The sequence below is a fragment of the Pseudomonas putida genome (genome assembly GCF_016406145.1).
Taxonomy (GTDB): Bacteria; Pseudomonadota; Gammaproteobacteria; order Pseudomonadales; family Pseudomonadaceae; genus Aquipseudomonas; species Aquipseudomonas putida_E.
This window is the reverse complement of sequence record NZ_CP066306.1, coordinates 3,170,756-3,194,918: the sequence shown is the minus strand read 5'-3', so window position 1 is coordinate 3,194,918 and position 24,163 is coordinate 3,170,756. Positions and strand designations below refer to the sequence as shown.

Annotated in this window: 22 protein-coding genes; 15 read left to right on the top strand and 7 right to left on the bottom strand. The window is 64.7% G+C overall.

The window, feature by feature from the left end:
* Positions 1–20 precede the first annotated feature (20 nt).
* Positions 21–2,156 (bottom strand): TonB-dependent siderophore receptor, encoded by a 2,136-nt coding sequence (locus JET17_RS14660; protein ID WP_012314741.1) that lies wholly within the window; start codon positions 2,154–2,156, stop codon positions 21–23.
* A gap of 201 nt (positions 2,157–2,357) precedes the next feature.
* Positions 2,358–3,248: a universal stress protein gene (locus tag JET17_RS14655; RefSeq protein WP_012314740.1), complete on the bottom strand. Its 891-nt coding sequence runs from the start codon at positions 3,246–3,248 to the stop codon at positions 2,358–2,360.
* Positions 3,249–3,406: 158 nt separating this feature from the next.
* Here JET17_RS14655 and hisN point away from each other — a divergent pair, with 158 nt between their 5' ends.
* Positions 3,407–4,198: a histidinol-phosphatase gene (hisN, locus tag JET17_RS14650; protein ID WP_012314739.1), complete on the top strand. Its 792-nt coding sequence runs from the start codon at positions 3,407–3,409 to the stop codon at positions 4,196–4,198.
* 171 nt (positions 4,199–4,369) lie between these two features.
* On the top strand, positions 4,370–5,101 hold the full coding sequence (locus tag JET17_RS14645; RefSeq protein WP_042112015.1) for a hypothetical protein: 732 nt from the start codon (positions 4,370–4,372) through the stop codon (positions 5,099–5,101).
* A gap of 6 nt (positions 5,102–5,107) precedes the next feature.
* Here JET17_RS14645 and JET17_RS14640 read toward each other — a convergent pair whose 3' ends face one another.
* On the bottom strand, positions 5,108–5,992 hold the full coding sequence (locus JET17_RS14640) for an alpha/beta hydrolase (RefSeq protein ID WP_012314737.1): 885 nt from the start codon (positions 5,990–5,992) through the stop codon (positions 5,108–5,110).
* A 314-nt stretch (positions 5,993–6,306) separates the two neighbouring features.
* Between JET17_RS14640 and JET17_RS14635 the strand changes: the two genes are divergently transcribed.
* Complete coding sequence (locus tag JET17_RS14635; protein WP_012314736.1) at positions 6,307–7,263, top strand: helix-turn-helix transcriptional regulator; 957 nt, start codon at positions 6,307–6,309, stop codon at positions 7,261–7,263.
* A 94-nt stretch (positions 7,264–7,357) separates the two neighbouring features.
* Here the strand turns inward: JET17_RS14635 and JET17_RS14630 are convergent, their stop codons facing one another.
* Positions 7,358–8,509, bottom strand: a complete 1,152-nt coding sequence (locus JET17_RS14630; protein WP_012314735.1) for an acyl-CoA dehydrogenase family protein — start codon at positions 8,507–8,509, stop codon at positions 7,358–7,360.
* A gap of 16 nt (positions 8,510–8,525) precedes the next feature.
* Positions 8,526–9,596 (bottom strand): enoyl-CoA hydratase/isomerase family protein, encoded by a 1,071-nt coding sequence (locus JET17_RS14625; protein WP_012314734.1) that lies wholly within the window; start codon positions 9,594–9,596, stop codon positions 8,526–8,528.
* Between the two features lie 283 nt (positions 9,597–9,879).
* Between JET17_RS14625 and mdcA the strand changes: the two genes are divergently transcribed.
* The 9 genes from mdcA to madM are packed head-to-tail and all read left to right on the top strand — an operon-like array spanning position 9,880 to position 17,174.
* Entirely contained in the window at positions 9,880–11,541 is a 1,662-nt protein-coding gene (gene mdcA, locus JET17_RS14620) for a malonate decarboxylase subunit alpha (protein WP_012314733.1), read from the top strand.
* Positions 11,541–12,479: a triphosphoribosyl-dephospho-CoA synthase gene (locus JET17_RS14615; RefSeq protein ID WP_012314732.1), complete on the top strand. Its 939-nt coding sequence runs from the start codon at positions 11,541–11,543 to the stop codon at positions 12,477–12,479. Before mdcA ends, JET17_RS14615 begins: the two co-directional genes overlap by 1 nt.
* Before the next feature lies 1 nt (position 12,480).
* Positions 12,481–12,780, top strand: a complete 300-nt coding sequence (locus JET17_RS14610; RefSeq protein WP_012314731.1) for a malonate decarboxylase subunit delta — start codon at positions 12,481–12,483, stop codon at positions 12,778–12,780.
* Positions 12,773–13,621 (top strand): biotin-independent malonate decarboxylase subunit beta, encoded by an 849-nt coding sequence (locus tag JET17_RS14605; protein WP_012314730.1) that lies wholly within the window; start codon positions 12,773–12,775, stop codon positions 13,619–13,621. The genes JET17_RS14610 and JET17_RS14605 overlap by 8 nt, the downstream gene beginning before the upstream one ends.
* On the top strand, positions 13,618–14,409 hold the full coding sequence (gene mdcE / locus JET17_RS14600; protein WP_012314729.1) for a biotin-independent malonate decarboxylase subunit gamma: 792 nt from the start codon (positions 13,618–13,620) through the stop codon (positions 14,407–14,409). The genes JET17_RS14605 and mdcE overlap by 4 nt, the downstream gene beginning before the upstream one ends.
* Before the next feature lies 1 nt (position 14,410).
* Positions 14,411–15,025 carry a malonate decarboxylase holo-ACP synthase gene (locus tag JET17_RS14595; protein WP_012314728.1) on the top strand — a complete coding sequence of 205 codons (615 nt, stop codon included), beginning with the start codon at positions 14,411–14,413 and terminating at the stop codon, positions 15,023–15,025.
* Entirely contained in the window at positions 15,022–15,942 is a 921-nt protein-coding gene (gene mdcH, locus JET17_RS14590) for a malonate decarboxylase subunit epsilon (RefSeq protein ID WP_012314727.1), read from the top strand. The genes JET17_RS14595 and mdcH overlap by 4 nt, the downstream gene beginning before the upstream one ends.
* Before the next feature lie 60 nt (positions 15,943–16,002).
* Positions 16,003–16,404, top strand: a complete 402-nt coding sequence (gene madL, locus JET17_RS14585) for a malonate transporter subunit MadL (RefSeq protein ID WP_012314726.1) — start codon at positions 16,003–16,005, stop codon at positions 16,402–16,404.
* 5 nt (positions 16,405–16,409) lie between these two features.
* Entirely contained in the window at positions 16,410–17,174 is a 765-nt protein-coding gene (gene madM, locus JET17_RS14580) for a malonate transporter subunit MadM (RefSeq protein WP_012314725.1), read from the top strand.
* Between the two features lie 48 nt (positions 17,175–17,222).
* Here the strand turns inward: madM and JET17_RS14575 are convergent, their stop codons facing one another.
* Positions 17,223–18,134: a LysR substrate-binding domain-containing protein gene (locus JET17_RS14575; protein ID WP_012314724.1), complete on the bottom strand. Its 912-nt coding sequence runs from the start codon at positions 18,132–18,134 to the stop codon at positions 17,223–17,225.
* 123 nt (positions 18,135–18,257) lie between these two features.
* On the opposite strand from JET17_RS14575, the gene JET17_RS14570 reads away from it, so the two are divergent.
* The 3 genes from JET17_RS14570 to JET17_RS14560 all read left to right on the top strand — a co-directional run bounded on the left by JET17_RS14570 (position 18,258) and on the right by JET17_RS14560 (position 22,071).
* Positions 18,258–19,106 (top strand): helix-turn-helix transcriptional regulator, encoded by an 849-nt coding sequence (locus JET17_RS14570; RefSeq protein WP_012314723.1) that lies wholly within the window; start codon positions 18,258–18,260, stop codon positions 19,104–19,106.
* A gap of 69 nt (positions 19,107–19,175) precedes the next feature.
* Positions 19,176–20,666, top strand: coding sequence for an aldehyde dehydrogenase (locus JET17_RS14565; RefSeq protein WP_012314722.1), 1,491 nt, complete (start codon positions 19,176–19,178; stop codon positions 20,664–20,666).
* Between the two features lie 22 nt (positions 20,667–20,688).
* On the top strand, positions 20,689–22,071 hold the full coding sequence (locus tag JET17_RS14560) for an aspartate aminotransferase family protein (protein ID WP_012314721.1): 1,383 nt from the start codon (positions 20,689–20,691) through the stop codon (positions 22,069–22,071).
* A 67-nt stretch (positions 22,072–22,138) separates the two neighbouring features.
* Here the strand turns inward: JET17_RS14560 and JET17_RS14555 are convergent, their stop codons facing one another.
* A complete protein-coding gene (locus JET17_RS14555) occupies positions 22,139–24,139 on the bottom strand; it encodes a peptidase U32 family protein (RefSeq protein WP_012314720.1) in 2,001 nt (666 codons plus the stop codon).
* Positions 24,140–24,163 lie beyond the last annotated feature (24 nt).

Here is a 24,163-nt window from a genome sequence, read left to right as displayed (position 1 = left end):
GCACCAGCGGCCCCGGCCATTCAGAAGGTGTAGGAAACCCCGGCTTGCACCGTGCGTGGTGCACCCGGGTACACGTAAGTGTTGAACGCCCCTTCGTCATAGCCCTTGTTGAACACGTTCTTCACGTCCAGGTTCAGCCGTACATGCTCGTTGACCTTGTAGAAGCTGTGCAGGTCGACCACGCTGTAGCTCGCCATGGTGTAAGTCGTCGCGGCGGTCTGCCCGGCACGGTCATCGATGTACTTCACCCCAACCCCCAGCCCCAGGCCCTTGGCCAGACCATCCTGAAACTCATAGGTGTTCAGCAGGCTGAAGCTGTTGCGCGGGATGTTCGCCAGGCGCGTGCCGGTGGGCACCGTGTTGTCCTGAGTGACTTCGGCGTCGACATAGGCATAGCCACCGATCACACGCCACTCAGGGGTGAGGTTGCCGGCAATGTTGATGTCCAGCCCGCGGCTGCGCACCTCACCGGCGGCGATGCTGTAGGTACCGGAAGGGTCATTGGGGTCGCGGGTCAGCACGTTTTCCTTGACGATGTGGTACGCAGCTGCGTCGATGCTTAGCTGGCGATCGGGCGCTTCCCACTTCACACCCAACTCATACGACTTGCCTTTCTCCGGGTCGAAACCACTGCCTTGCAGGCTGGCGCCACTGTTGGGCTTGAACGAGCGGGCGGTGTTGGCGTAAACGGCAAGCGTGTCGGTGAGGTCATACAGCAGGCCGAAACGAGGCGTGACGCCGTTTTCACCCTTGCTGAAGTCGCCTGCATTGTTCAGCTTGTTGTCGTAGTCATGCTCGTAACGCTCGAAGCGCACCCCGGCCAGTGCCTTCAGGCGCTCGGTCAGGGCGACCTGGTCCTGAATGAAGGCGGCCCAGGTCTTGAGGTTTTCCTTGTCGTGGGTAGTCGTGCGGGTCAGGGCAGGGCGGGGCTGGCCCAGCACCGGGTCGAAGATGTCGATCGGATAGGCGCCGGCACCGGCGGCCGAACGTTGAATGATCGAGCTGTAGTCGTAGTCTTCATATTCGATGCCGGTCAGCAGGGTGTGGGCCAAGCCGCCCGTTTCGAAGTGGCCGGTCAGGTTGAGCTGGTAGTCACGGTCGGTCCATTCGAGCTTGCGGTAGTTGAAGTTGCGCCCCAGGGTGCGGCCATCGGCCTGCAAAGCATTGGCTTCCACGGCGTTGCCCTTGAGTGAGCCGTCCAGCCACTGCATGCCGCCGCCCAAGGTCCAGTCATCGCTGAGCGCGTGCTCGAAGCGCAACTGCGCCATGTTGTTGTCGTTGTGCAGCAGGTTGTCGCTGCCTTTTTCCCAGATATTGGTGTCACGCGAGGCGGTGCCGCGCTGGCCGGGCAGGCGGGTAAGGCCCCGGTCCAGCGGGTGGTTGTTGCGCATGAAGTCGCCCTCGAAGACGATCTTCGTGGCGTCATTGACCTGCCAGCTGAGCACGGGCGCAACGTCGTAGCGTTCGCTTTCGACATCGTCGCGGAAGCTATCACCACCTTCACCCAGCACGTTCAGGCGGTAGGCGAGTGAGCCATCTTCATTGAGCGGCCCGGTGGCATCTAGCGTTGCCCGGTGCATGCCCTGGTCGTCGAGCTGGCTGCCAAGCGTCACTTTGGGGTCCGCCAGTGGCTGCTTGCTGACCACGTTGAAGGTCCCGCCCGGGTCGCCACGGCCATAGAGGCTGGTGGCCGGGCCGCGGATCACTTCCAGCCGCTCCACACTGTTGGCATCGGGGGCGTTCGGGTAGCCACGGTTGATTGGGAAGCCGTTGCGGTAGAACTCGCCCGTGGTGAAACCGCGCACCGTGAAAGTGGTCAGGCCCTGGCCGCCAAAGTTGTTGGCGCGGCCAACGCCGCCTGCGTAGTCCAGGCCGTCCTGCAGCCGCGTGGCACCGGTGTCTTCGAGTACATCCTTGGGTACGACGCTGATCGACTGCGGTATTTCGTGCAGCGCGGTGTCTGTGCGCGTGGCACTGGCCGAACGACTGGCTTTGTAGCCCTCGACCGGCCCATCGGCACGTTCGCTGTCGGCGGTACCGCTAATGTTCAGGGCCTGGAGTTCGATCTGGGCGGGGTTGCCGAGTGACTCGGACTCGGCGAAAGCCAACGGGGAAACAGCATGTAGTACACAAAGCGAAACGAACGTGCGACGCATCGACGGTACGATCCTGAAGTAGGGCGCTAGGAAGGGGATTGATACGCCGCGAAATTACTACGAATCATTATCAAATGCATTATTTTTAAGTGGCGCGGGAGTGCCAGTTTGATGCTGGTCGTGCGATTGATTCGGGCTGTCAGATCAATCACCGCGCAGACGGCGATCAATCCGACAGCCCAAAAAGTCTCAGCCGATGCCTCAACGCACCCCTTTGACCGCCAGCACATTGCACAGTGGATGCTCCAGCACATGCGCCGTGGTCCCACCCAGGAACGTCTGCATGGCGTCATGCCGGTGGTTGCCCATCACGATCACATCGACCCGGCTGTGGCTGACGAACTGGGCAATCGCCCGAATCGCAGCACCTTCCAGAAAGTGTCGGCGTTCCAGCGGGATCTGGTGATGGTCACCGAGGCGATTGAACGCTGCCCGTTGTGCGGTGCGCACACTGCCCTCGAAACCGGGCATGGTCACCGTGCCGGCGCCGAAGTCGGCGAGATGGGTTCTGGCCGCATCGCACACATGCAACAGGTGCAGTTCGGCGTTGCACTGCAGGGCCAGGGCATGTGCGCAGTGGATCACCTGCTCGTCCAGGTGTTCGCCCGCACCGTGGCTGTTGAGGTCGACGGCGACGGCGATTTGCCGGGGCAGCGGCAGGCGAATGTCACTGACCAGGTGAACGGCCACCGGGCTGTCCTTGAGCAGTTGCCAGTCCAGCGGTGTGACCAACAGGCGCTTGAGCACTGGTTCGTGCTGTACATCCTTGATCAGCAAATCACAGCCCAACTGCTCGATGCGCTCGATTACGCTGCCCAGCGGATCACGGGTGAGCAGCAGTTCGGTGGACACGTCCAGGCCGTCATCGCGCAATTGCTCGGTGGCGTCGGCCAGCCATTGGCGGTTGTCGGCGAGTAGCCGCTCGCGTTCACGGCCGTCGCTCATCAGGCCAAAGGTGTCGACATCGTCGACGAAGACATTGATATCCAGCAGGGCACCGCTGGATTCGGCCAATGCCGCCGCGCGCTGCAGCGCGGGTGTATAACGCATCTGCGGGCCGAGCATGACTAACAAACGCTTGAACTGGCTCATCGCACACCTCCACGTGTGGGCAGCCCCCCGGTTCATGCCTGTTGATCTGGTCTGTTCAGTCTAGGCGGCAGCGGGCTTGCCCGCGAATGCGCAGGCGTCTACCGCCAAAGGGTTTGTCGGGTATGATGCCAGCCCCATCATTTCACGAGGCCCGTTTCATGTCCCTGAGTGCTGAACAGACCGGCGAATTCCGCGCCTTCGCCGAGCAGTTGGCCGATGCCGCTGCAGCCGCGATCCAGCCGTACTTTCGTGCCAGCCTGGACGTCGAGGACAAGGGCGGGCGCCTGTACGACCCGGTGACCGTGGCCGACAAGGCTGCCGAAGACGCCATGCGCACGCTGATCCAGGCGCGTTACCCGGAACACGGCATTCTTGGCGAAGAGCAGGGGGTGGCAATCGGCAGCAGCCCATTGACCTGGGTGCTCGACCCCATCGATGGCACCCGCGCCTTCATCACCGGCCTGCCACTGTGGGGCACGCTGATCGCCCTGAACGATGGTACCCGCCCCGTGCTGGGGGTGATGAACCAACCTTTCACCGGTGAGCGTTTCGTCGGTACCCCCGAAGGCGCGTGGCGCAGCGGCACGCCATTGAAGACCCGCGCCTGTGCAGACCTGGCGGCGGCAACCTTGATGTGCACGACGCCAGACATGTTCGATACCCCAGAGCGCAAGGCTGCGTTCCAGGCCGTGGCTGACAAGGCGCGGCTGATGCGCTATGGCGGCGATTGCTACGCCTACTGCATGCTGGCCTCGGGGTTTGTCGATGTGATTGTCGAAGCGAGCCTGCAACCGTATGACGTGCAGGCGCTGATGCCGATCATCGAAGGGGCGGGCGGGGTAATCACCGCTTGGGATGGCAGTTCGGCACAGCACGGCGGCTGTGTGGTGGCGTGTGGTGATCCGGTACTGCACGCTCAAGTGGTGCAGATGCTGCGCCACGCCCTGTAATCGTTGCTTGCAGGGGAGCATGGGCGCCAGCCTCGTAGACCTGAGCAAGCCGGCGAACAGGCGCACTGACTTGCGGTCACCCCTCTATCGCACTTTTTCCGGTTTGCGGGCTCTATGCTTGGCCAGGCCGCGCCGATCCCCGGCGCGGCCGCCGATTTCGACCCGGTGCCGATGGTTGCAAGCAAACCCGTATTCTTCCCGCGCCTGCTGCTGGCAGGCACACTGGTCTGCCTGGGCGCCTGCACCCAGCAGCAAGGCCAGGACATCGTCAGCCAGTTCGGCAACGGCAAGCCCAGCGAGCTGTTCCAGACCAGTGTCGACCGCATGGCGACGCTGGCCATGCGCGACAACCTGCAGAGCCTGTTCCTGCTGATGAACAAGCTGTACCTGCGCAACCCCAGCCAGTGGAAAATGTCCGGTTACCTCGATGCCGCCACTGCAGAGCGGCAGATCCGCATCGCCATCGAACAGCGGCAACCCTTGGCACAGTTGGGCAACCGTCGCGACCTCGCTGCCTTGAGTTACGCGCTTAGCCCCGAGTTTCGCGGTGACCGGGTCGGTGCCTTCATCTACGCCATCGGCAGCATGCTGATTACCGCGCACGGTGGGCGAACCGAGTTCTACATGACGGACACCATCGACCCTTTGTTCGTCAACAACGCCGCTCGCAACATCGAAAAGGCTACCTGGATGCTCAGCCAGCGCCAGGATGCCAATGGGGTATTGCTGTTATTTTCCAACGAGATTTCGGAGGAGGGCAGCAACCTGAGTTTTGCGGTGGAGTTCGGCAAGATCGTCGCGCGGCTGGATTTGCTGGCGCAACTGTTGGATGAGCGCTACCGGCGGATCGGGCTCAACTACGCGCAAAGCCTGTTGCTGATGAATTTCCTGCCGGTGCAGTGAAACCCGTCACAGCAACGCCTGAATCGCACGCTGATAGCGCTGGCCGGCGCGGCTCATGCTGTTGTTGTGGCTGGCCCCTGGTACCAGCAACAAGGTTTTGGGCTCCTGCGCCGCTTCAAACAATTGCTGGCTGAAACGCGGCGGCACGAAACGATCGTCCAGCCCGTGTACCAGCAGCAGTGGCAGGCCGACGTCCTTGATCTTGTCCAGCGAATCGAATTTCTGCGACAGCAACCAGCGCACCGGGAGGGTGGTATCGGCCACGGCAGCGGCGACATCCCCCAGTGAAGTGAAGGTCGACTCCAGGATCAACCCCCGCGCCGGTGCTGTACCGCCGCCTTTCTGCGCCTGGCGCGAAAGGTCGGCAGCCAGCTCCACCGCCACTGCGCCGCCCAGTGAGTGGCCAAAGATCAGGCGTTTGCCCGCATCGGGTTGCAGTTGGGCAAAACGCTCCCAGGCAATGCGCGCGTCTTCGTAAACTGTCGCCTCCGACGGCAGGCCGCCGCGGCTTTGGCCGAAGCCTCGGTAATCCACGGCCAGCACCGAATACCCCATGGCATGCAGCTGTTCGATGCGAAACAGCTGGCCGGTGAGGTTCCAGCGTACGCCGTGCAGGTAGAGGATGGCCGGCGCATCGGCGCGGCGGGCCGGCCACCACCAGGCGTGCAGGCTCTGGTTGGCGGCGAAGCTGCGTGGGCGCAGGTCCAGTTCCTGCACGCCACTGGGCAGGCCGCGGAACCAGCTGGCCTGGCCTGGCTCGATCCGGAACACCAGTTCGCGTTCCTTGTGCTGCAGCACGGTGCAGCCGGCTGGCAGGCCGACAACCAGGAAGGTGGCGCACAGCCAGGTGAGCCAGCGACGGCGCAGGTGGGTGAGGAAGTAAGTGGGCATGCGGGGTTTTTAACAGATCCGCAGGTTCTGGTGTCGGAAAAGTAACCGGATGGTCGTGCAGGTTGGTTGCAAGCTGTTTCGTTCGATAACCGCCCAAGCGCTGCTTGTGCCTGTCCGATAGCCGCCCGGCCAATCCGAACATCTCATTGCCCAACCCCCATCTTTTGCTTAGTGTGGGACCAAGCCACCGGCGGTCAGCTGCCTTTAGAAACCTGACCCCGGCCCGGTAGAATGACCGTGAACGACCGCAACCACAGGCCCCAGGCCAGTAGGGCGCGGCGCCCAGAACAATAACGATGCCGAGTGCCTTGCCTATGGAAAGCCGCCTGCTGAGCGAGCGCAGTAGCGTGTTCCATCACGCCGATCCTTATGCGGTGTCCGATTACGTCAACCGTCATGTGGGCCAGCACTGCATCGGCCTGTCGCGCAGCACCCATCCGCAGGCCAGCCTCAGCCACCGCAAGTTCGCCGAACTCGACCTGTGCCGCATCAGTTACGGTGGCAGCGTGCGGGTCACCTCACCGGCCCTGGAAACCATCTATCACCTGCAGGTGCTGCTTAACGGCAACTGCCTGTGGCGCGGGCAACAGCGCGAGCATCACCTGGTGCCGGGCGAGCTGCTGCTGATCAACCCCGACGACCCGGTGGACCTTACCTATTCCGAAGACTGCGAGAAGTTCATTCTCAAGGTACCGACGCACATGCTCGACTCGATCTGCGAGGAGCAGCGCTGGCACCGGCCTGAGGGAGGGGTACGGTTTTTGCGCAACCACTATCGGCTCGAAGAGCTGGATGGTTTCGTCAACCTGCTGGCCATGGTCTGCCATGAGGCCGAGGTGAGTGATTCGCTGCCGCGGGTGCAGGGGCACTACAGCCAGATCGTCGCCAGCAAGCTGTTGACGCTGATGAGCACCAACATCCGCCGGGAAAGCCTGGCTACGCCGGGGGCCAGCCTGGAGCGGATCCTCGACTACATCGACCGCAACCTCAAACTGGAGCTGGCAGCCGAGACGCTCGCTGAACAGGCTTGCATGAGTGTGCGTTCATTGTATGCGTTGTTCGATCGCCACTTGGGCACCACACCCAAACAGTACGTACGCCAACGCAAACTGGAGCGGGTGCATGCGTGCCTGAGCGATGGCAGTTGCGCGGTGCGCAGTGTGACGGAACTGGCGATGGATTACGGCTTCCTGCACCTGGGGCGTTTTTCCGAGACCTACCGCGAGCGTTTTGGGCAGCTGCCTTCGCAGACCTTCAAGCAACGGCGCTGACTTGACGGGCGTAATCGCTGGCAAGCCAGTTGCTCCCACAAGAGCCCTGCCAGCCTGGCGGCAGGGCTTTACCTGTGGGCCTCAGCGAGGAACATCACAACGGATAGTGCTTCAGCTCCCTGGCGATCAACATCCGCTGGATTTCGCTCGACCCTTCATAGATCTGCGTGATGCGTGCGTCACGGTAATAGCGCTCAACCGGGTAATCTTCCAGGTAGCCATAGCCGCCATGCACCTGGATCGCCATCGAGCACACCCGTTCGGCCATCTCCGATGCGAACAGCTTGGCCTGTGACGCCTCCGACAGGCAGGGTCTGCCTGCGCTGCGTAGGCGTGCGGCATGCAGAACCAGCAGCCGTGCGGCATTGACCTGTACCTGCATGTCGGCCAGCAGGTTGGCGATGCTCTGGTGCTCGTTGATCGGTTTGCCGAACTGCACGCGGTCGCGGGAATAGACCAGCGCAGCCTCGAAGGCGGCACGGGCGATGCCCAGGGCCTGGGCTGCGATGCCGATACGCCCGCCTTCGAGGTTGGACAAGGCAATGGCCAGGCCCTTGCCACGCTCACCCAGCAGGTTGGCGGCGGGGATGCAGCAATTGTCGAAGGTCACGGCGCAGGTGTCGGATGCGCGGATACCCATCTTGTGCTCGCTGCGATCGACCTTGAACCCCGGGTTGTCGGTGGGTACCAGGAATGCCGAGAGGCCTTTCTTGCCCAGCTCCGGATCGGTCACGGCAAAGACGATCGCCAGGCCCGCGCGGCGGGCGTTACTGACGAACTGCTTGGCGCCATTGATCACCCATTGGCCGTCGATCAACTCGGCACGGGTGCGCAGGTTGTGCGCTTCGGAGCCGGCCTGCGGCTCGGTCAGGCAGAAGCAGCCGATCACTTCACCGCTGGCCAGGCGCGGCAGCCATGCCTGCTGCTGCTCGGGCGTGCCATAGGCCAGCAGCGGGCCGCAGCCCACCGAATTGTGGATGCTCATCATCGCACCGGTTGCGCCACAGCCTGCGGAAATTTCCTCGACGGCCAGGGCATAGGCCACGTAATCGGTGTAGCTGCCGCCGAACTCTTCCGGCACGACCATGCCCAAGAGGCCCAGCTCACCCATCTTGCGCACCACGCCGTCATCGATCCAGCCGGCTTTTTCCCAGGCCTGGGCATGCGGGGCGATCTCGCCGCGGGCGAAGTCCCGGGCCATGTCGCGGATCATGATCTGCTCTTCGCTCAGTTCCAGGTCTTGCATCTGTGTACTCCCCGGCTCACAGGCCTTCGAAGAATTGGTCGACGCGTTGGCGTTGCAGGCCCGCCAGGGTCGGCGGGTTCCAGCGTGGCTGCTTGTCCTTGTCGATGATCAGGGCGCGCACGCCTTCGATGATGTCGCCGTGCTGGAACCACTGGCGGTCAAGGTGCAGCTCCATGGCGAAGCACGCTTCCAGCGGCAGGTGACGGCCGCGGCGCAACATCTCCAGGGTAACCGCCATGGCCAGTGGCGAGCGGCTTTCCAGCTGGTCGGCGGTGGCCAGCGCCCATTGGTGGCTGTCGCCGATGCTGACTGCCCGCAGTTGCTCGATGATTGCTGCCATATCAGGCTGGGCGAAGAAGTGGTCGATGACCGGGCGCAGCTTTTCCAGCGGCGCGTCGTCCAGTACCTGGCTGCCCAGCCTGGCCAGCAGACCCTGCAGGGCCTTGAGCGCATGGGCGCCGAAGTCCAGTTGGTCGAGGCCTTTATCCAGTTCAGCGAGTTTTTCGCTTGGCAGATACCAGTCAGCCAGCCCGCAATAAAGCGCATCGGCCGCCTGGATCTGCGCGCCACTGACGCCCAGATAGGTGCCCAGCTCCCCGGGAATACGCGAGAGGAAGTAGCTACCGCCAACGTCGGGGAAATAGCCGATGCCGACTTCGGGCATCCCCAGCCGGCTGCGCTCGGTGACGATACGCAGGTCGCAGCCCTGGGCCAGGCCCATGCCGCCACCGAGGGTGAAACCGTCCATCAGCACCAGCACAGGTTTGCGGTAGCGGTGGATCGCCAGGTCCAGGGCATATTCCTCGACGAAGAAGTCTTCGTGCAGCGTGTCACCAGCCTTGTAGCTGTCATGCAGCGAGCGGATGTCGCCGCCGGCGCAAAAGCCTTTGGGGCCTTCGCCGCGCAGCACTACCGCCTGTACCTGCGGGTCATCGGCCCAGCGGTCCAGGTGGTGGCGCAGGCTGCGCACCATGTCGAGGGTCAGGGCATTGAGGCCACTGGGGCGGTTGAGGGTGAGGTGGCCAATCTGGTTGCGGACCTCGGCCAGAACATGGGCCGTTGCCGAGGTATGAGCGTGCGCGGTCATCGCGTTCTCCCTGCTTTGTTATTGATTTTCCAAGTGAAGTCTGGAGTGCGCTGGAGGATCGGTGGATCCTGTCATGCAAAATTGCCCTGCACAATGGATATATCTGCAGGTGAGGCGTGCGTTTTTGTCATGGCTACGGCTTTGAGTTTTTCAGGGTCGTGCACTGCAGGCAACCCCATTGCAACCATTACCCTGACCGTAACGATCACACCCCCAGCTTGATTGATCACCAAACCCCCGCGTCCTACTGTGCCCCCACGACAGCGAACCCGTGGAGTCACCCATGACCATAACGAAGAATCCACCGCCGCAGTGGTCCAGGCGGCGCGCCGAGAAGCAGCGCCGCCTGGAGCGGGTCCGTCACTTGGCCGACGGTGTGGTGCTGCCGACCGAGCGCATCGTCGAGGCACTGGAGCTGTTAATCGCCCCAGGTGACCGGGTGGTGCTCGAAGGCAACAACCAGAAGCAGGCCGACTTCCTCTCCCGTTCGCTGGCCAAGGCCGACCCCGAGCGCCTGCACGACCTGCACATGATCATGCCCAGCGTCAGCCGCGCCGAGCATCTGGACCTGTTCGAACGGGGTATTGCCCGCAAGCTCGACTTTTCTTTCGCCGGCCCGCAGAGCCTGCGCATCGGCCAGTTGCTGGAAGACGGCCTGCTCGAAGTCGGCGCCATTCACACCTACATCGAGCTGTACTCGCGCCTGCTGGTCGACCTGATCCCCAATGTCACTCTGGTCGCCGGGTTCATGGCTGACCGTGACGGTAATCTGTACACCGGCCCCAGTACCGAGGACACCCCGGCACTGGTGGAGCCGGCAGCCTTCAGCGATGGCTTGGTGATCGCCCAGGTCAACCAGTTGGTCGACCGCGTCGACGACCTGCCGCGCGTGGACATTCCGGCTTCCTGGGTGGACTTCGTGGTGGTCGCTGACCAGCCGTTCTACATCGAGCCACTGTTCACTCGCGACCCACGGCACATCAAACCGGTGCACGTGCTGATGGCGATGATGGCCATCCGCGGCATCTACGAAAAACACAACGTGCAGTCGCTCAACCACGGCATTGGTTTCAACACGGCCGCCATCGAGCTGATCTTGCCGACCTACGGCGAGTCGCTGGGCCTGAAGGGCAAGATCTGCCGCAACTGGACGCTCAACCCGCACCCCACGCTGATCCCGGCCATCGAGACCGGCTGGGTCGAAAGCGTGCACTGCTTTGGCACCGAACTGGGCATGGAGGACTACATCGCGCAACGCCCGGACGTGTTCTTCACCGGCCGCGACGGCTCGCTGCGCTCCAACCGCATGATGTGCCAGCTGGCCGGGCAATACGCGGTCGACCTGTTCATCGGCGCCACCTTGCAGGTCGATGGTGATGGCCATTCCTCGACCGTCACCCGCGGCCGCCTGGCCGGCTTCGGCGGCGCGCCCAACATGGGCCACGACCCCCGCGGCCGGCGCCACGCCACGCCGGCCTGGCTCGACATGACGGTGCCCGAGACCTTGCTCGAACGCGGCCGCAAGCTGGTGGTGCAGATGGTCGAAACCTACCAGGAAGGCGGCAAACCGACCTTCGTCGAAACCCTGGACGCCGTGGAAGTGGCGAAGAAGGCCGGCATGCCGCTGGCACCGGTGATGATCTACGGCGATGACGTCACCCACCTGCTGACCGAAGAGGGTATCGCCTACCTGTACAAGGCCCGCAGCCTGCAAGAGCGCCAGCAGATGATCGCCGCCGTGGCTGGGGTCACCGCCATTGGCTTGCGCCATGACCCCAAGGACACCCTGCGCCTGCGCCAGCAAGGCCTGGTGGCCTTGCCCGAAGACCTTGGCATCCGCCGCACCGATGCCAGCCGTGAACTGCTCGCCGCGCGCAGCATCGCCGACCTGGTGGAGTGGTCCGGTGGCCTGTACAACCCGCCCGCACGGTTCAGGAGCTGGTGATGCAACTATTCGATCTGCAACCGTATGGTCCCCTTCACGGGGCTGCCCGCTCGCTTGAAAACTGCGCGATCCCTGTGGGATCCGGCTTGCCGGCGATCAGGCCGGCACCTGAAACCGCAATTCCCCTTGCCGACCACTTGGCCGACCTGGCGGTGGAAGCCCTGATCGACGAGGCCGACCTGTCACCCAAGCCGGGCCTGGTGGACCGGCGCAGCAGCGGCGCGCACAGCGACATGACGTTGGCCCTTATGCATGCCTCGGCGCTTGCCCTTTGGCCTTGCTTGCGGCAAATGGCCGACGCCGCCCAGGCTCATGGCGAGGTTGGCCTGGCGCTGCGCATCGAGCTGGGCCGTATCGGCCGTGAAGGGGAGGCTGCGATGCTGGCCACCACCGCCGGAGTCAACACCCACCGCGGCGCGATATGGGCCCTTGGCTTGCTGGTGGCCGCCCGGGCCCTGGATGCTCAGGCCGACGCGAGAACCATTGCAGCCCGTGCCGGGCGCATCGCCCTGATCGATGACCCGGCCGCCACCGCCCACGACAGCCATGGCACCCAGGTACGCCGCCGTTACGGCGCCGGAGGTGCCCGCGAACAGGCGCAACAGGGCTTTCCTGCCGTGATCGAACACGGTCTGCCGCAACTGCGCCGCAGCCGCGCCAACGGTGTCAGCGAAAACCACGCACGCCTCGATGCCTTGCTGGCGATCATGGCTGCGCTCAGTGACACCTGCGTCCTCTGGCGCGCCGGCCCCGAGGGACTGCAAACCCTACAACAGGGCGCCCGCCATGTACTCGCAGTCGGTGGCAGTGCCACCCTCGACGGCCGCCGTCATCTGCGCCTGCTGGACACCCAACTGCTGCAACTGAACGCCTCACCGGGCGGTGCCGCCGACCTGCTGGCCGCCTGCCTGTTCCTCGACAAAGCCGGGAGCCTGTGACATGGAAACCCTGACCTTTCAATTCCCGGCCGCCGAGCCTGGCCGTGGCCGCACCCTGGTGGGCTGCGTCAGCTCGGGTGACCTGGAAGTCCTGATGGAGCCCGGCACGGCCGGCAGCCTGAACATTCAGGTGGTGACTTCGGTCAACGGCAGCGGCGCACGCTGGGAGCAGCTGTTCCAGCGCCTGTTCCAAGGCCGTACGTGGCCGGCGGTGAACATCGACATCCATGATTTCGGCGCCACGCCTGGCGTGGTACGCCTGCGCCTTGAGCAAGGTTTCGAGGAGATCGCCCATGACTGACACCGAACGCTTGCTGCAAAGCCGCAGCTTCGTCGAACTGGGGGCGCGCCAGCGTGCCCGCACCTTGCTCGACCCGGGCAGTTTTCGCGAGCTGCTAGGCCCGTTCGAGCGCCTGATGTCGCCGTGGTTGCCACGCCAGGGCATCGTGCCCCAGGCCGACGACGGCGTGATCATCGCCAAGGGCTTGCTGGGTGGCCGCAACACGGTCATCGCCGCCATCGAAGGCGCCTTCCAGGGCGGCAGCATGGGCGAAGTGGGCGGGGCCAAGATTGCCGGTGCTCTAGAGCTGGCGATCGAAGACAACCGCAACGGCATCCCGACCTGCGCCGTGCTGCTGCTGGAGACCGGCGGGGTGCGCCTGCAGGAGGCCAACCTGGGCCTGGCGGCGATTGCCGAGATACAGGCAGCCATCGTCGAGCTGCGCCGCCATCAGCCGGTGGTCGGTCTGGTCGCAGGCTCGGTGGGCTGTTTTGGCGGCATGTCCATCGCAGCGGGCCTTTGCAGCCACCTGCTGGTGACCCGCGAGGCGCGCCTGGGCCTCAACGGCCCGCAGGTGATCGAGCAGGAAGCAGGCATCGCCGAATACGACGCTAAGGACCGCCCCTTCATCTGGAGCTTGACCGGTGGCGAGCAACGCCACGCCAGCGGCCTGGTGGATGGTTATGTGGCCGATGACGTCGACAGCATTCGCCAGCAGCTGCTGCAGTTGCTCGACGCACCCAGTGCCAACCGCGCAGGCCGCCACGCCTGGTACCTCGAACGGCTTGCAAGCCTGGGTAACGACTGCCCGCAACTGGATGCCTCCGCCGTGCGCGCCCTTTACCAAGGAGATGCCCCATGAACCGTGCCCTGAACTGGTTGCCTGGCCTGGCCGGCAGCGAAGCACTGCCGGGCTATCCCGCCTCGCTGCGGGTTATCGACGGCGAGCTGGACAATCGCACGGCGCGCTTCATTGCCGTGGTGCCGGATGCGCACAACCCGTTCCCGCGGGCGCGCAACGGTGAAGTCGGCCTGCTCGAGGGCTGGGCCCTGGCCAAGGCGGTGAGCGAAGCGATTGAGCTGGACCGCGATGGCGAGAAACGCGCCATCGTCGCGGTCATTGATGTGCCCAGCCAGGCCTATGGCCGCCGCGAGGAAGCCTTGGGCATCCACCAGGCGCTGGCCGCTGCGGTGCAGGCCTATGCCCAGGCACGCCTGGCCGGGCACCCGGTCATCGGCCTGCTGGTGGGCAAGGCCATGTCCGGTGCGTTCCTGGCCCACGGCTACCAGGCCCAGCGGTTGATTGCACTGGATGACAGCGGGGTGATGGTGCACGCGATGGGCAAGGCAGCGGCGGCGCGAATCACCTTGCGCAGCGTCGAGGAACTGGAAGCCTTGGCCGCTGAGGTTCCGCCGATGGCCTACGACCTGGCCAGCTATGCCTCGCTGGGCCTTTTGTGGCGGCGCTTGAGCGTGGATAGCGCGGATACCCCGAGCGCAAGCGACCTGGCTCAGGTGCGTGCTTGCCTGGCCGAAGCGCTGCGCGATATCGGCAACACGACCGACCTGACGTCACGCTTGGCCGGCGAGCACCGCAGCGCGTCCCGCGAAGTGCGTGCACGCTTGCGCAGCCAGTGGCAGGAGGCCTGAGATGAGCGCGCCGCAGCCACATGACCTGCTCTGGGGGATGACCCCGGCCGCGCTGCCTGTCGATGCCCCTGCCTGGGCCACGCAGGTACTGGCAGCCGGGCAGCCGGTGGTGGTGCGCCGTGCCTGCTGCGCGGCAGGTTGGGTGGCGGTGGGGCTGCGCGGGGAGGGGCGCGCGCAGCGCCTGGGTGTTCAGATGCGCCTGGCGGACATTCGCCGGCAACTGCGCCCCGAAGCCTTGCGCGGGCAGGGCACGAGCCCCTGGGCCGCGCTACAGGCGCTGGCCAGCGTGGCCCCGGTGCTCGACGCCTGCGGGTTGGCCTGGGGGCCGACGGGTGGGGTGGGTTACCAGCTGGCTACAGGGGTTGAGGTGCTGCACGCGGCCAGCGACCTCGACCTGCTGCTACGCACACCGCGGCCCATGAGCCGGGCAAAGGCCCGTGAGTTGCTCGATAGCCTCGACTGCAGCCCTTGCCGTATCGACGTGCAACTGCAAACCCCAGCAGGTGGCATCGCCCTGCGCGAATGGGCCGGGGTGGCGCAGCGCGTGCTGCTCAAGTCGGCGCTTGGCGCACGGCTGGTGGCCGACCCGTGGAACCTGCTGGAGTGCGCAGCGTGAGCAGCCTGTTCGCCTTCCCTGGCCAGGGCGCGCAGCAGGCGGGGATGCTGCATCGCCTGCCCGAAGGCTCGGCAACGCTGCTGGAAGAGGCCAGTGACACCCTCAATGAACAGGTGCTGGCCCTGGACAGCCAGCAGGCATTGCAATCGACCCGCGCCGTGCAGTTGTGCCTGCTGATGGCCGGGGTGGCCTGGGCGCGCACGTTGTTGCAACACAGCCCGGCGCCCGACTATGTGGCAGGGCTGTCGATCGGCGCCTACCCTGCCGCCGTCACCGCGGGCGCCCTGGCATTTACCGATGCTGTACGCCTTGTGGCCCTGCGTGGTGAGCTCATGCAACGTGCCTACCCCCAAGGCTACGGCATGACCGCCTTGAGTGGCCTGGACCTGGCCAGTGTCGAGCGCTTGCTGGCGCAGGTGGGCGGCGAGGTGTACCTGGCCAACCTCAACAGTGACAACCAGATCGTCATCGCCGGCAGCGACACGGCCATGGCCGAGGTTGCCGCCAGGGCGCGCAGCCGTGGCCAGGGCGTGGCCAGGCGCCTGGCGGTCAGCGTGCCCTCCCATTGCCGCTTGCTCGACGGCCCGGCGGCCCAGCTGGCCCACGCGTTTGCCAGCGTTAAGATCAACCGCCCGCGCATCACCTACCTCAGTGGCAGCAGCGCGCGGCCGCTGTTCGACCCGCAACGCCTGCGTGACGACCTGGCCGGCAACATGGCCCGGCTCGTCGACTGGCGTGCTACGTTGCGCAACGCTTATGAGCGCGGGGTGCGCCTGCACCTGGAGCTACCGCCCGGCAGCGTGCTGACCGGCCTGGCCCGCCCGGTGTTCGAACAGGGGCGCGTGCTTGCCCTGGAGCAAACCCGACTCGATACAGTGGACGCCCTGCTGCGTCAGGAGGTCAGCCAGCGCCCATAAATGCCGTGTTTTTCGAAGGACAACAACAAGCAACTTCGACCCAACGCGAGGACAACAACAATGATCATCTACGGTGTGGCCTTTCTGGCCCTGTGTACCCTTGTAGGCCTGTTTATCGGCGAACTCCTGGGCAAGCTCCTGGGTGTACCAGCCAACGTCGGCGGTGTCGGCATCGCCATGCTGCTGCTGATCTTCATCGGCAGTTACCTCAACAAGCGTGGCCTGATCAAGGCCAAGTCCGAACAGGGCGTGGAATTCTGGAGCGCCATTTATATCCCCATCGTGGTGGCCATGGCCGCCCAGCAGAATGTGCTGGGCGCGCTGTCCGGGGGGCCGATGGCGATAATGGCCGGCGTCGTGGCGGTGGTCGCAAGCTTTGCCATGGTGCCGCTGCTGGACCGCATCGGGCAAAAGAAGCCTGAGGCGGGCACCGACAAACCCCTGACTGCTGCGCAACGGTGACCGCCATGTACGAATCCATGATGAAAGTGATCAACGGTTATGGCCTGGTCAGTGGTTTCGCGGTGATCGGCGTGACCATGTGGCTGTCCTACTGGTTCTCCGACAAGCTGACCCGCGGGCGTTTGCACGGCTCTGCCATCGCCATTTTCCTGGGCCTGGCGTTGTCTTACGTCGGCGGGGTGATGACGGGCGGGCAGAAAGGGCTGGTGGACATTCCGCTGCTGTCCGGCATCGGCCTGCTGGGCGGGGCCATGTTGCGGGACTTCGCCATCGTCGCCACGGCCTTTGGCGTCAACATCGAAGAACTCAAGCGCGCCGGGGTGTCCGGGGTGATATCACTGTTCTTCGGCATCGGCACCTCGTTCGTCGCAGGGGTAGGGGTGGCCATGGCCTTTGGTTACACCGATGCGGTCAGCCTGACCACCATCGGCGCCGGGGCAGTGACCTATATCGTAGGGCCGGTGACGGGCGCTGCGATTGGCGCAAGCTCCGAGGTGATGGCGCTGTCGATTGCCGCCGGGCTGGTCAAAGCGATCCTGGTCATGGTGGTGACGCCGTTCGTGGCACCGATGATCGGTTTGAACAACCCGCGCACTGCGGTGATCTTCGGTGGCTTGATGGGCACCTCCAGCGGTGTGGCCGGTGGGCTGGCGGCGACTGACCCCAAGCTGGTGCCCTATGGCTGCCTGACCGCAGCGTTCTACACCGCCTTGGGCTGCCTGCTGGGGCCTTCGCTGCTGTACTTCTGCATGCGTGGCCTGGTGGCGTAGGCCGGCCTTGTCGCGGTGGTTCTGGCGAACCGCCGCGGTGTGCGCCGCTCAGTTTTCCCGGCTGTACATTCGGCATTCCGCCAGCAGCGCCAGCAGGTTGGGCTCGCGCTCCCGGGCCTTGAGGAACACCACGCCAATATGCTGCTGCAGCCGGTAACGCGGTTGCAGCGCAATCAGCTTCACACGGTTTTCGTACACCGCGGCAATGCGCCCCGGCAACAGTGCAAAGCCCACCCCCGAACTGACCATGCTGAGCAGGGTGAAGATATCGTTCACCTGCATTGCCACCTTCGGCTCGAACCCGGCCTGCTGGAACACCCGTGCGCCATCGCGGTGGGTGGCAAAGCCCTGGGTCAGGGTGATGAAGGTGGACTCGGCCAAGTCCGCCAGGTCCACCTCCTGCTGCTCGGCAAACGGCGAATCGGTGGGCACGGCGAGGTAGATATCGTCGGAGAACAGCGGCAACTGCTCGCAGGCAGGGTCGGCCACGCTTTCATCCAGCGACACCAGCACCGCCTCCAGTTCATGGTTCTTCAGCCGCTGCAGCAGGTCGACATTCGAGCCCAGGGTCAGGTCGATATTCAGCTCGCTGCGCCGCAGCTTCAGGCCCATCACCAGTTTGGGCACGGTCTTCACGGTCAGCGAATAAAGGGCCCCGAGGCGGAAGCGTTCGGCGTAGAAACCGGCGGCCTCGCGGGTCTGGCGCACCATCTGCTCAGCGTCCTGGATCAACTGGCGGGCTTTCTTTTCCAGCACATAGGCGCTTTCCAGCGGAATCAGCTGACGGCCTTCGTGCTTGAACAGCGGGCAGCGCAGGGCGCTTTCCAGCGAATGAATGGCCCGGTGCACGCTGACCGCGCTGGTGGACAACTCGGCGGCAGCGCGGCCGAGGTTGCCGCTGCGCATGAAGGCGAGGAAGGTCTCGAGTTTTTTCAGGGTCAGTTCTTCGTCGATCAGCATGTTCAGGCCCTGAAATGAAAGAGCTGCAGAGCATGCCACAACCTCACCCCGAAGGGTGATGGCCGCCCCCGGCATCCCATGCAAGAATCCCAACCATGACCACCCCGGCATGGGACAACGACAATGAGCAAAGACCGGCTGAAATCGCCCGACTGGTACGCGCAGATGGCCCGTGTCATCGACGCCCAAGGCACGCCGGGCTTCGTCGAGGCGCTGTTCGCCGCGCTCAAGTTGCTTGCGCCGTGCCAGGCCATCACGGTGTTTCGTTACCCACGCAAGGGCCTGCCCTCGGCGTTGTTCGTCAAGGACGAAGAGGGGCCATGGCTGCCGGAAGGCAACGTGCAGCGCTACCTGGAAGGCTATTACCTGCTGTGCCCGTTCTACCGTGCCTGCATGGACGGTGTGGCGGCCGGCTGCTTCCGCCTGAGCGACGTTGCCCCCGACCATTTCAAGCGCAGCGAGTACTACCTGTCGTTCTACCAGCATGCACATCTTGAGGACGAACTGAACTTCATCGTCCCTCTGGATGAACACCTGACCATCGCCGTGGCCCTGGCCAGTACCCGCCGCCTGGACCGTCAGCAGGTCAGCGACCTCAAATGTGTGGCGCCCTGGGTGGTGGCCGTGGTGCGGCGCCAGTGGAGCCACCTGGATGTCGACGCCGTGGGCGGGCGCTTCGAAAGTGCTCTGGGCCGGCAGATCAACGCCGCGCTGAACAACTTTGGCTCTTCACTGCTCACCGAGCGCGAATGCCGCATCGCCCAGTACCTGCTGCGCGGCCACTCCACGCGCTCGCTGGCCGAGCGCCTGGGCATCAGTGAAGACACGGTCAAGACCCACCGCAAGAACCTCTACACCAAGCTCGACATCGCCAAGCAGTCCGAGCTGTTCTCGCTGTTCATCGATTCGCTGGCCCAGGCCCAGGAAGGCTTGAGCAAGGACCCGCTGGAAAGTTACCTGCGAAGGCGCTGACGGCGCCACGGCCACTCACACCTACAACAACTGCGACCGGCCGCCCGCGCGGCCGCAAGGGAGACCTGCGTGCATACGAAAAGCGATTGGCAGCAGCGCGCTGCAAGGCAAAGGTTCATCACTACGGCGCTGATCGACGGCCGCCCGTTGGCGGCCCAGTCAGGGGTGACCTTTGATGCCATCAACCCGGCCAACCGGCAGTTGCTGGCGCAGGTCGCCGCTTGCGGCGATACCGAAATCGACCAGGCTGTGCGTTCGGCACGTCGCGCCTTCGAGCAAGGCCCCTGGGCGCGCATGGCACCTGCGGCACGCAAGTGCGTGTTGCTACGCCTGGCCGAACTGATGATGGCCCACCGCGAGGAGCTGGCGCTGCTCGACTCGCTGAACATGGGCAAGCCGGTGATGGACGCCTACACCATCGATGTGCCCGGCGCGGCCAACGTATTTGCCTGGTACGGCGAGGCGCTGGACAAGGTCTACGACCAGGTCGCACCAACCGCAGGCAACGCCCTGGCCACGGTCACCCGGGAAGCGTTGGGTGTGGTCGGCGCCGTGGTGCCTTGGAATTTCCCACTGGACATGGCTGCCTGGAAGGTCGCCCCGGCGCTGGCCGCCGGCAACAGCGTGGTGCTCAAACCCGCCGAGCAGTCGCCGTTCTCGGCCCTGCGCCTGGCCGAACTGGCGCTTGAGGCAGGTGTGCCCGAAGGTGTCCTGAACGTGGTGCCGGGCCTGGGTGAAAGCGCTGGCCGTGCCCTTGGTCTGCACCCGGATGTGGATTGCCTGGTGTTCACCGGCTCCACCCAGGTGGGCAAGCACTTCATGCAGTACTCGGCGCAATCCAACCTCAAGCAGGTGTGGCTGGAGTGTGGCGGCAAGAGCCCGAACCTGGTGTTCGACGACTGCCAGGACCTGGACCTTGCAGCAGAGAAAGCGGCCTTCGGCATCTTCTTCAACCAGGGCGAAGTGTGCTCTGCCAATTCGCGCTTGTATGTGCAGCGCTCGGTCCACGACGAATTCGTCGAGCGCCTGCTGGCCAAGGCCCGCCAGTGGCTGCCCGGTGATCCCCTGGACCCGGCCAGCCGCGCCGGCGCCATCGTCGACGACGCCCAGAGCGCACGTGTCATGGCTGCCATCGAGCAGGCCCAGGGCGACGGCGCCCGCCTGTTGTGCGGCGGCCAGCGGCTGAGCTTCAACGGCTCGAACAACTTCATCGCGCCAACGGTGTTCGCCGACGTGCGCCCGGATTCGGCCCTGGCCCGCGAGGAAGTGTTCGGCCCGGTGCTGGCGATCACTGCCTTTGACGACGAAGCGCAGGCCGTACGCCTGGCCAACGACAGCGTTTATGGCCTGGCCGCTTCGCTGTGGAGCGACGACCTCAACCGCGCCCACCGGGTGGCCCGGCAGTTGAAGGCGGGCACCGTCTCGGTCAACACGGTCGATGCCCTTGATGTGGCGGTGCCCTTTGGCGGCGGCCGCCAGTCGGGCTTTGGCCGCGACCTGTCGCTGCACGCCTTCGACAAGTACACCCAGCTCAAGACCACCTGGTTCCAGCTGCGCTGACCCTCACTCACGGAGAACAACAATGAACGCCCCCTTCCAGCCGCAACGCGACACCCGCGACTACCAGGCCAGCGACGCGGCCCACCACATCCACGCTTTCCTTGACCAGAAGGCGCTCAACGCCGAAGGCCCACGGGTGATCACCCGCGGCGAACGACTGTATCTGTGGGACAACGACGGCAGGCGCTACCTGGACGGCATGTCCGGCCTGTGGTGCACCCAGCTGGGTTACGGGCGCAAGGACCTGACCGCCGCCGCCGCCGCGCAGATGGACCAGCTGGCGTACTACAACATGTTCTTCCACACCACCCACCCGGCGGTGATCGAGCTGTCCGAACTGCTATTCAGCTTGCTGCCCGGGCACTACAGCCACGCGATCTACACCAACTCCGGCTCCGAGGCCAACGAGGTGTTGATCCGCACCGTGCGCCGTTACTGGCAGGTGGTCGGCCAGCCGAACAAGAAGGTCATGATCGGCCGCTGGAACGGCTACCACGGCTCGACCCTGGCCGCCACAGCGCTAGGGGGCATGAAGTTCATGCACGAGATGGGCGGGCTGATTCCGGACGTGGCACACATCGATGAGCCGTACTGGTACGCCGAGGGTGGCGAGCTGACGCCGGCCGAGTTCGGCCGCCGCTGCGCCTTGCAGCTGGAAGAGAAAATCCTCGAGCTGGGCGCAGAGAATGTCGCAGGCTTTGTGGCCGAGCCGTTCCAGGGCGCGGGCGGCATGATCTTCCCACCGGAAAGCTACTGGCCGGAAATCCAGCGCATCTGCCGCCAGTACGATGTGCTGTTGTGCGCCGACGAGGTGATCGGTGGCTTTGGCCGTACCGGTGAATGGTTCGCCCACGAGTACTTCGGCTTCGAGCCTGACACCCTGTCCATCGCCAAAGGCCTGACGTCGGGTTATGTACCCATGGGTGGCCTGGTGCTGAGCAAGCGCATCGCCGAGGCGCTGGTGGAGCGTGGCGGGGTGTTCGCCCACGGCCTGACGTATTCCGGGCACCCGGTAGCGGCCGCAGTGGCCATCGCCAACCTCAAGGCGCTGCGCGACGAAGGCATCGTGCGCCAGGTCAAGGACGATACCGGCCCGTATCTGCAGCGTATCCTGCGTGAGGTATTTGCCAACCACCCGTTGATTGGCCAGGTGCAAGGCGCGGGGCTGGTGGCGGCGTTGCAGTTCGCCGAGGACAAGGGCAGCCGCAAGCGTTACGCCAACGAGAACGACCTGGCCTGGCAGTGCCGCACGTACGGCTTCGAGGAAGGTGTGATCATTCGTTCCACGCTGGGGCGGATGATCATGGCGCCGGCGCTGGTGGCCACGCATGGCGAGCTCGATGAGCTGGTGGACAAGACGCGCATTGCCGTGGACCGGACGGCGCGGGGGCTGGGGATTTTGTGATGGTGTAAAGGCGGCCGCTGCCCAGGTCTCGCGCGCTCCTACAGGCCGGCACAGGGGCGTGTCACCCTCAGTGCGGTGCCCGCGGGATGGTCTTGAGCAGGTCTTCCGGGCTGATGTGCCCGACCACCTGAGCCACCGCACTGCCGGGTGTCGGCAGGTCGATGATGTGGCTCTTCATCTTGCCGACCACGTGCATTTCGCAAGGCTTGCAGTCGAACTTCAGGGTCAGCACTTCATCGCCCTGGATCAGCTGCATCGGCGCCACCTTGGTGCGCACGCCGGTCACACCCTTGGCCTGTTTGGGGCACAGGTTGAACGAGAAACGCAGGCAGTGCTTGGTGATCATCACCGGCACTTCGCCGTGCTCCTCGTGCGCTTCGTACGCCGCATCGATCAATTGCACGCCGTGGCGGTGGTAGAAGTCGCGGGCCTTCTGGTTGTAGACGTTGGCCAGGAACGACAGGTGCGACTCCGGGTATACCGGCGGCGGCGTGGACTCGGCCTTGCGCCCGCCACGCGGGTGGGCCTTGATGCGTGCCTCGGTCAGCGCCTCGATGGCTTCGCGGCGCAGGGCCTTGAGCTGCGAGTTGGGGATGAAGTACGCCTGCGGTGCGTCCAGCACGATGGCATTGGCGTGGTACATCGTGGTACCCAGCTGGCCGAGCAGGTCGTGCAACTGGTCCAGGGCCTGCTGCGGCTTGTTGGCTGCGCCGAACGGGCCATCCAGGGCGACCTGCACGCTGACGCCTTCCTCACTGCAGACGCTGAGCATCAGGCGCTGCTCGGTGAGCACGGCATGCCACTCCACACCTACACGGCGCTCGGCCGAGGTGCGCTGCAGGGCCTGCTGCCAGTTATGGTCCAGGTTGCGCGACAGCGGATGGTTGGGCCGCAGCTTGTGCAGGCCCTCGGGCATCTCGTTGGGTTCGACCCGGTAGCGATAGCGCTTGTGGCCGTCTTCTTCGAACTCGCCGCGCGGCTCGGCGATGTTGGCCCGGAAGCCCACCACGTCACGCTTGACCAGCACGTTGAGGCCGTCGCCGTTGGTCAGCGGCACTTCGGTGACCACCTGCAGGTCACGCTTGCCGACTTTTTCCACCACACCTACCGGCAGGCCGGTGAAGGTTGGTGAGTCGAACGCGCCGATGTCCACCTTGCGGTCGGTGACGAAGTAGTCGGTGCTGCCGCGGTGGAAGGTCTTGTCAGGGTCGGGCACGAAGAAGTGCTCGGTGCGGCCGCTGGAGGCGCGTGCCAGGCCCGGGCGGTCTTCGAGAATGGCGTCGAGCTCTTTGCGGTAGTGGGCGGTGATGTTCTTTACATAGCCCATGTCCTTGTAGCGGCCCTCGATCTTGAACGAGCGCACGCCGGCATCGACCAGGTCGCGCAGGTTGGCGGTCTGGTTGTTGTCCTTCATCGACAGCAGGTGCTTCTCGAACGCCACCACACGGCCCTGGTCGTCCTTGAGGGTGTAAGGCAGGCGGCAGGCCTGTGAGCAGTCGCCACGGTTGGCGCTGCGGCCGGTCTGGGCGTGGGAAATGTTGCACTGGCCGGAGAAGGCCACGCAAAGTGCACCGTGGATGAAGAACTCGATGGCCGCGTCGGTTTCGGCGGCGATGGCGCGGATCTGCTGCAGGTTAAGTTCACGCGCCAGTACCAGCTGGGAGAAGCCGGCCTGGTCAAGGAATTTGGCCCGCTCCAGGGTACGGATGTCGGTCTGGGTGCTGGCATGCAGCTCGATCGGCGGGATGTCCAGTTCCATCACCCCCAGGTCCTGCACGATCAGCGCATCGACGCCGGCGTCGTACAGCTGATGGATAAGCTTGCGCGCTGGTTCCAGCTCGTTGTCGTGCAGGATGGTGTTGATGGTGGTGAACACGCGGGCGTGATAGCGCCGGGCGAACTCTACCAGCTCGGCGATTTCGCCCACTTCGTTGCAGGCGTTGTGGCGGGCGCCAAAGCTCGGGCCACCGATGTAGATGGCGTCAGCGCCGTGCAGGATCGCTTCACGGGCGATGGCTACGTCACGGGCAGGGCTGAGCAGTTCCAGGTGATTCTTTGGAAGGGACATGTCGTTATAGGTTCGGGCTGTCAC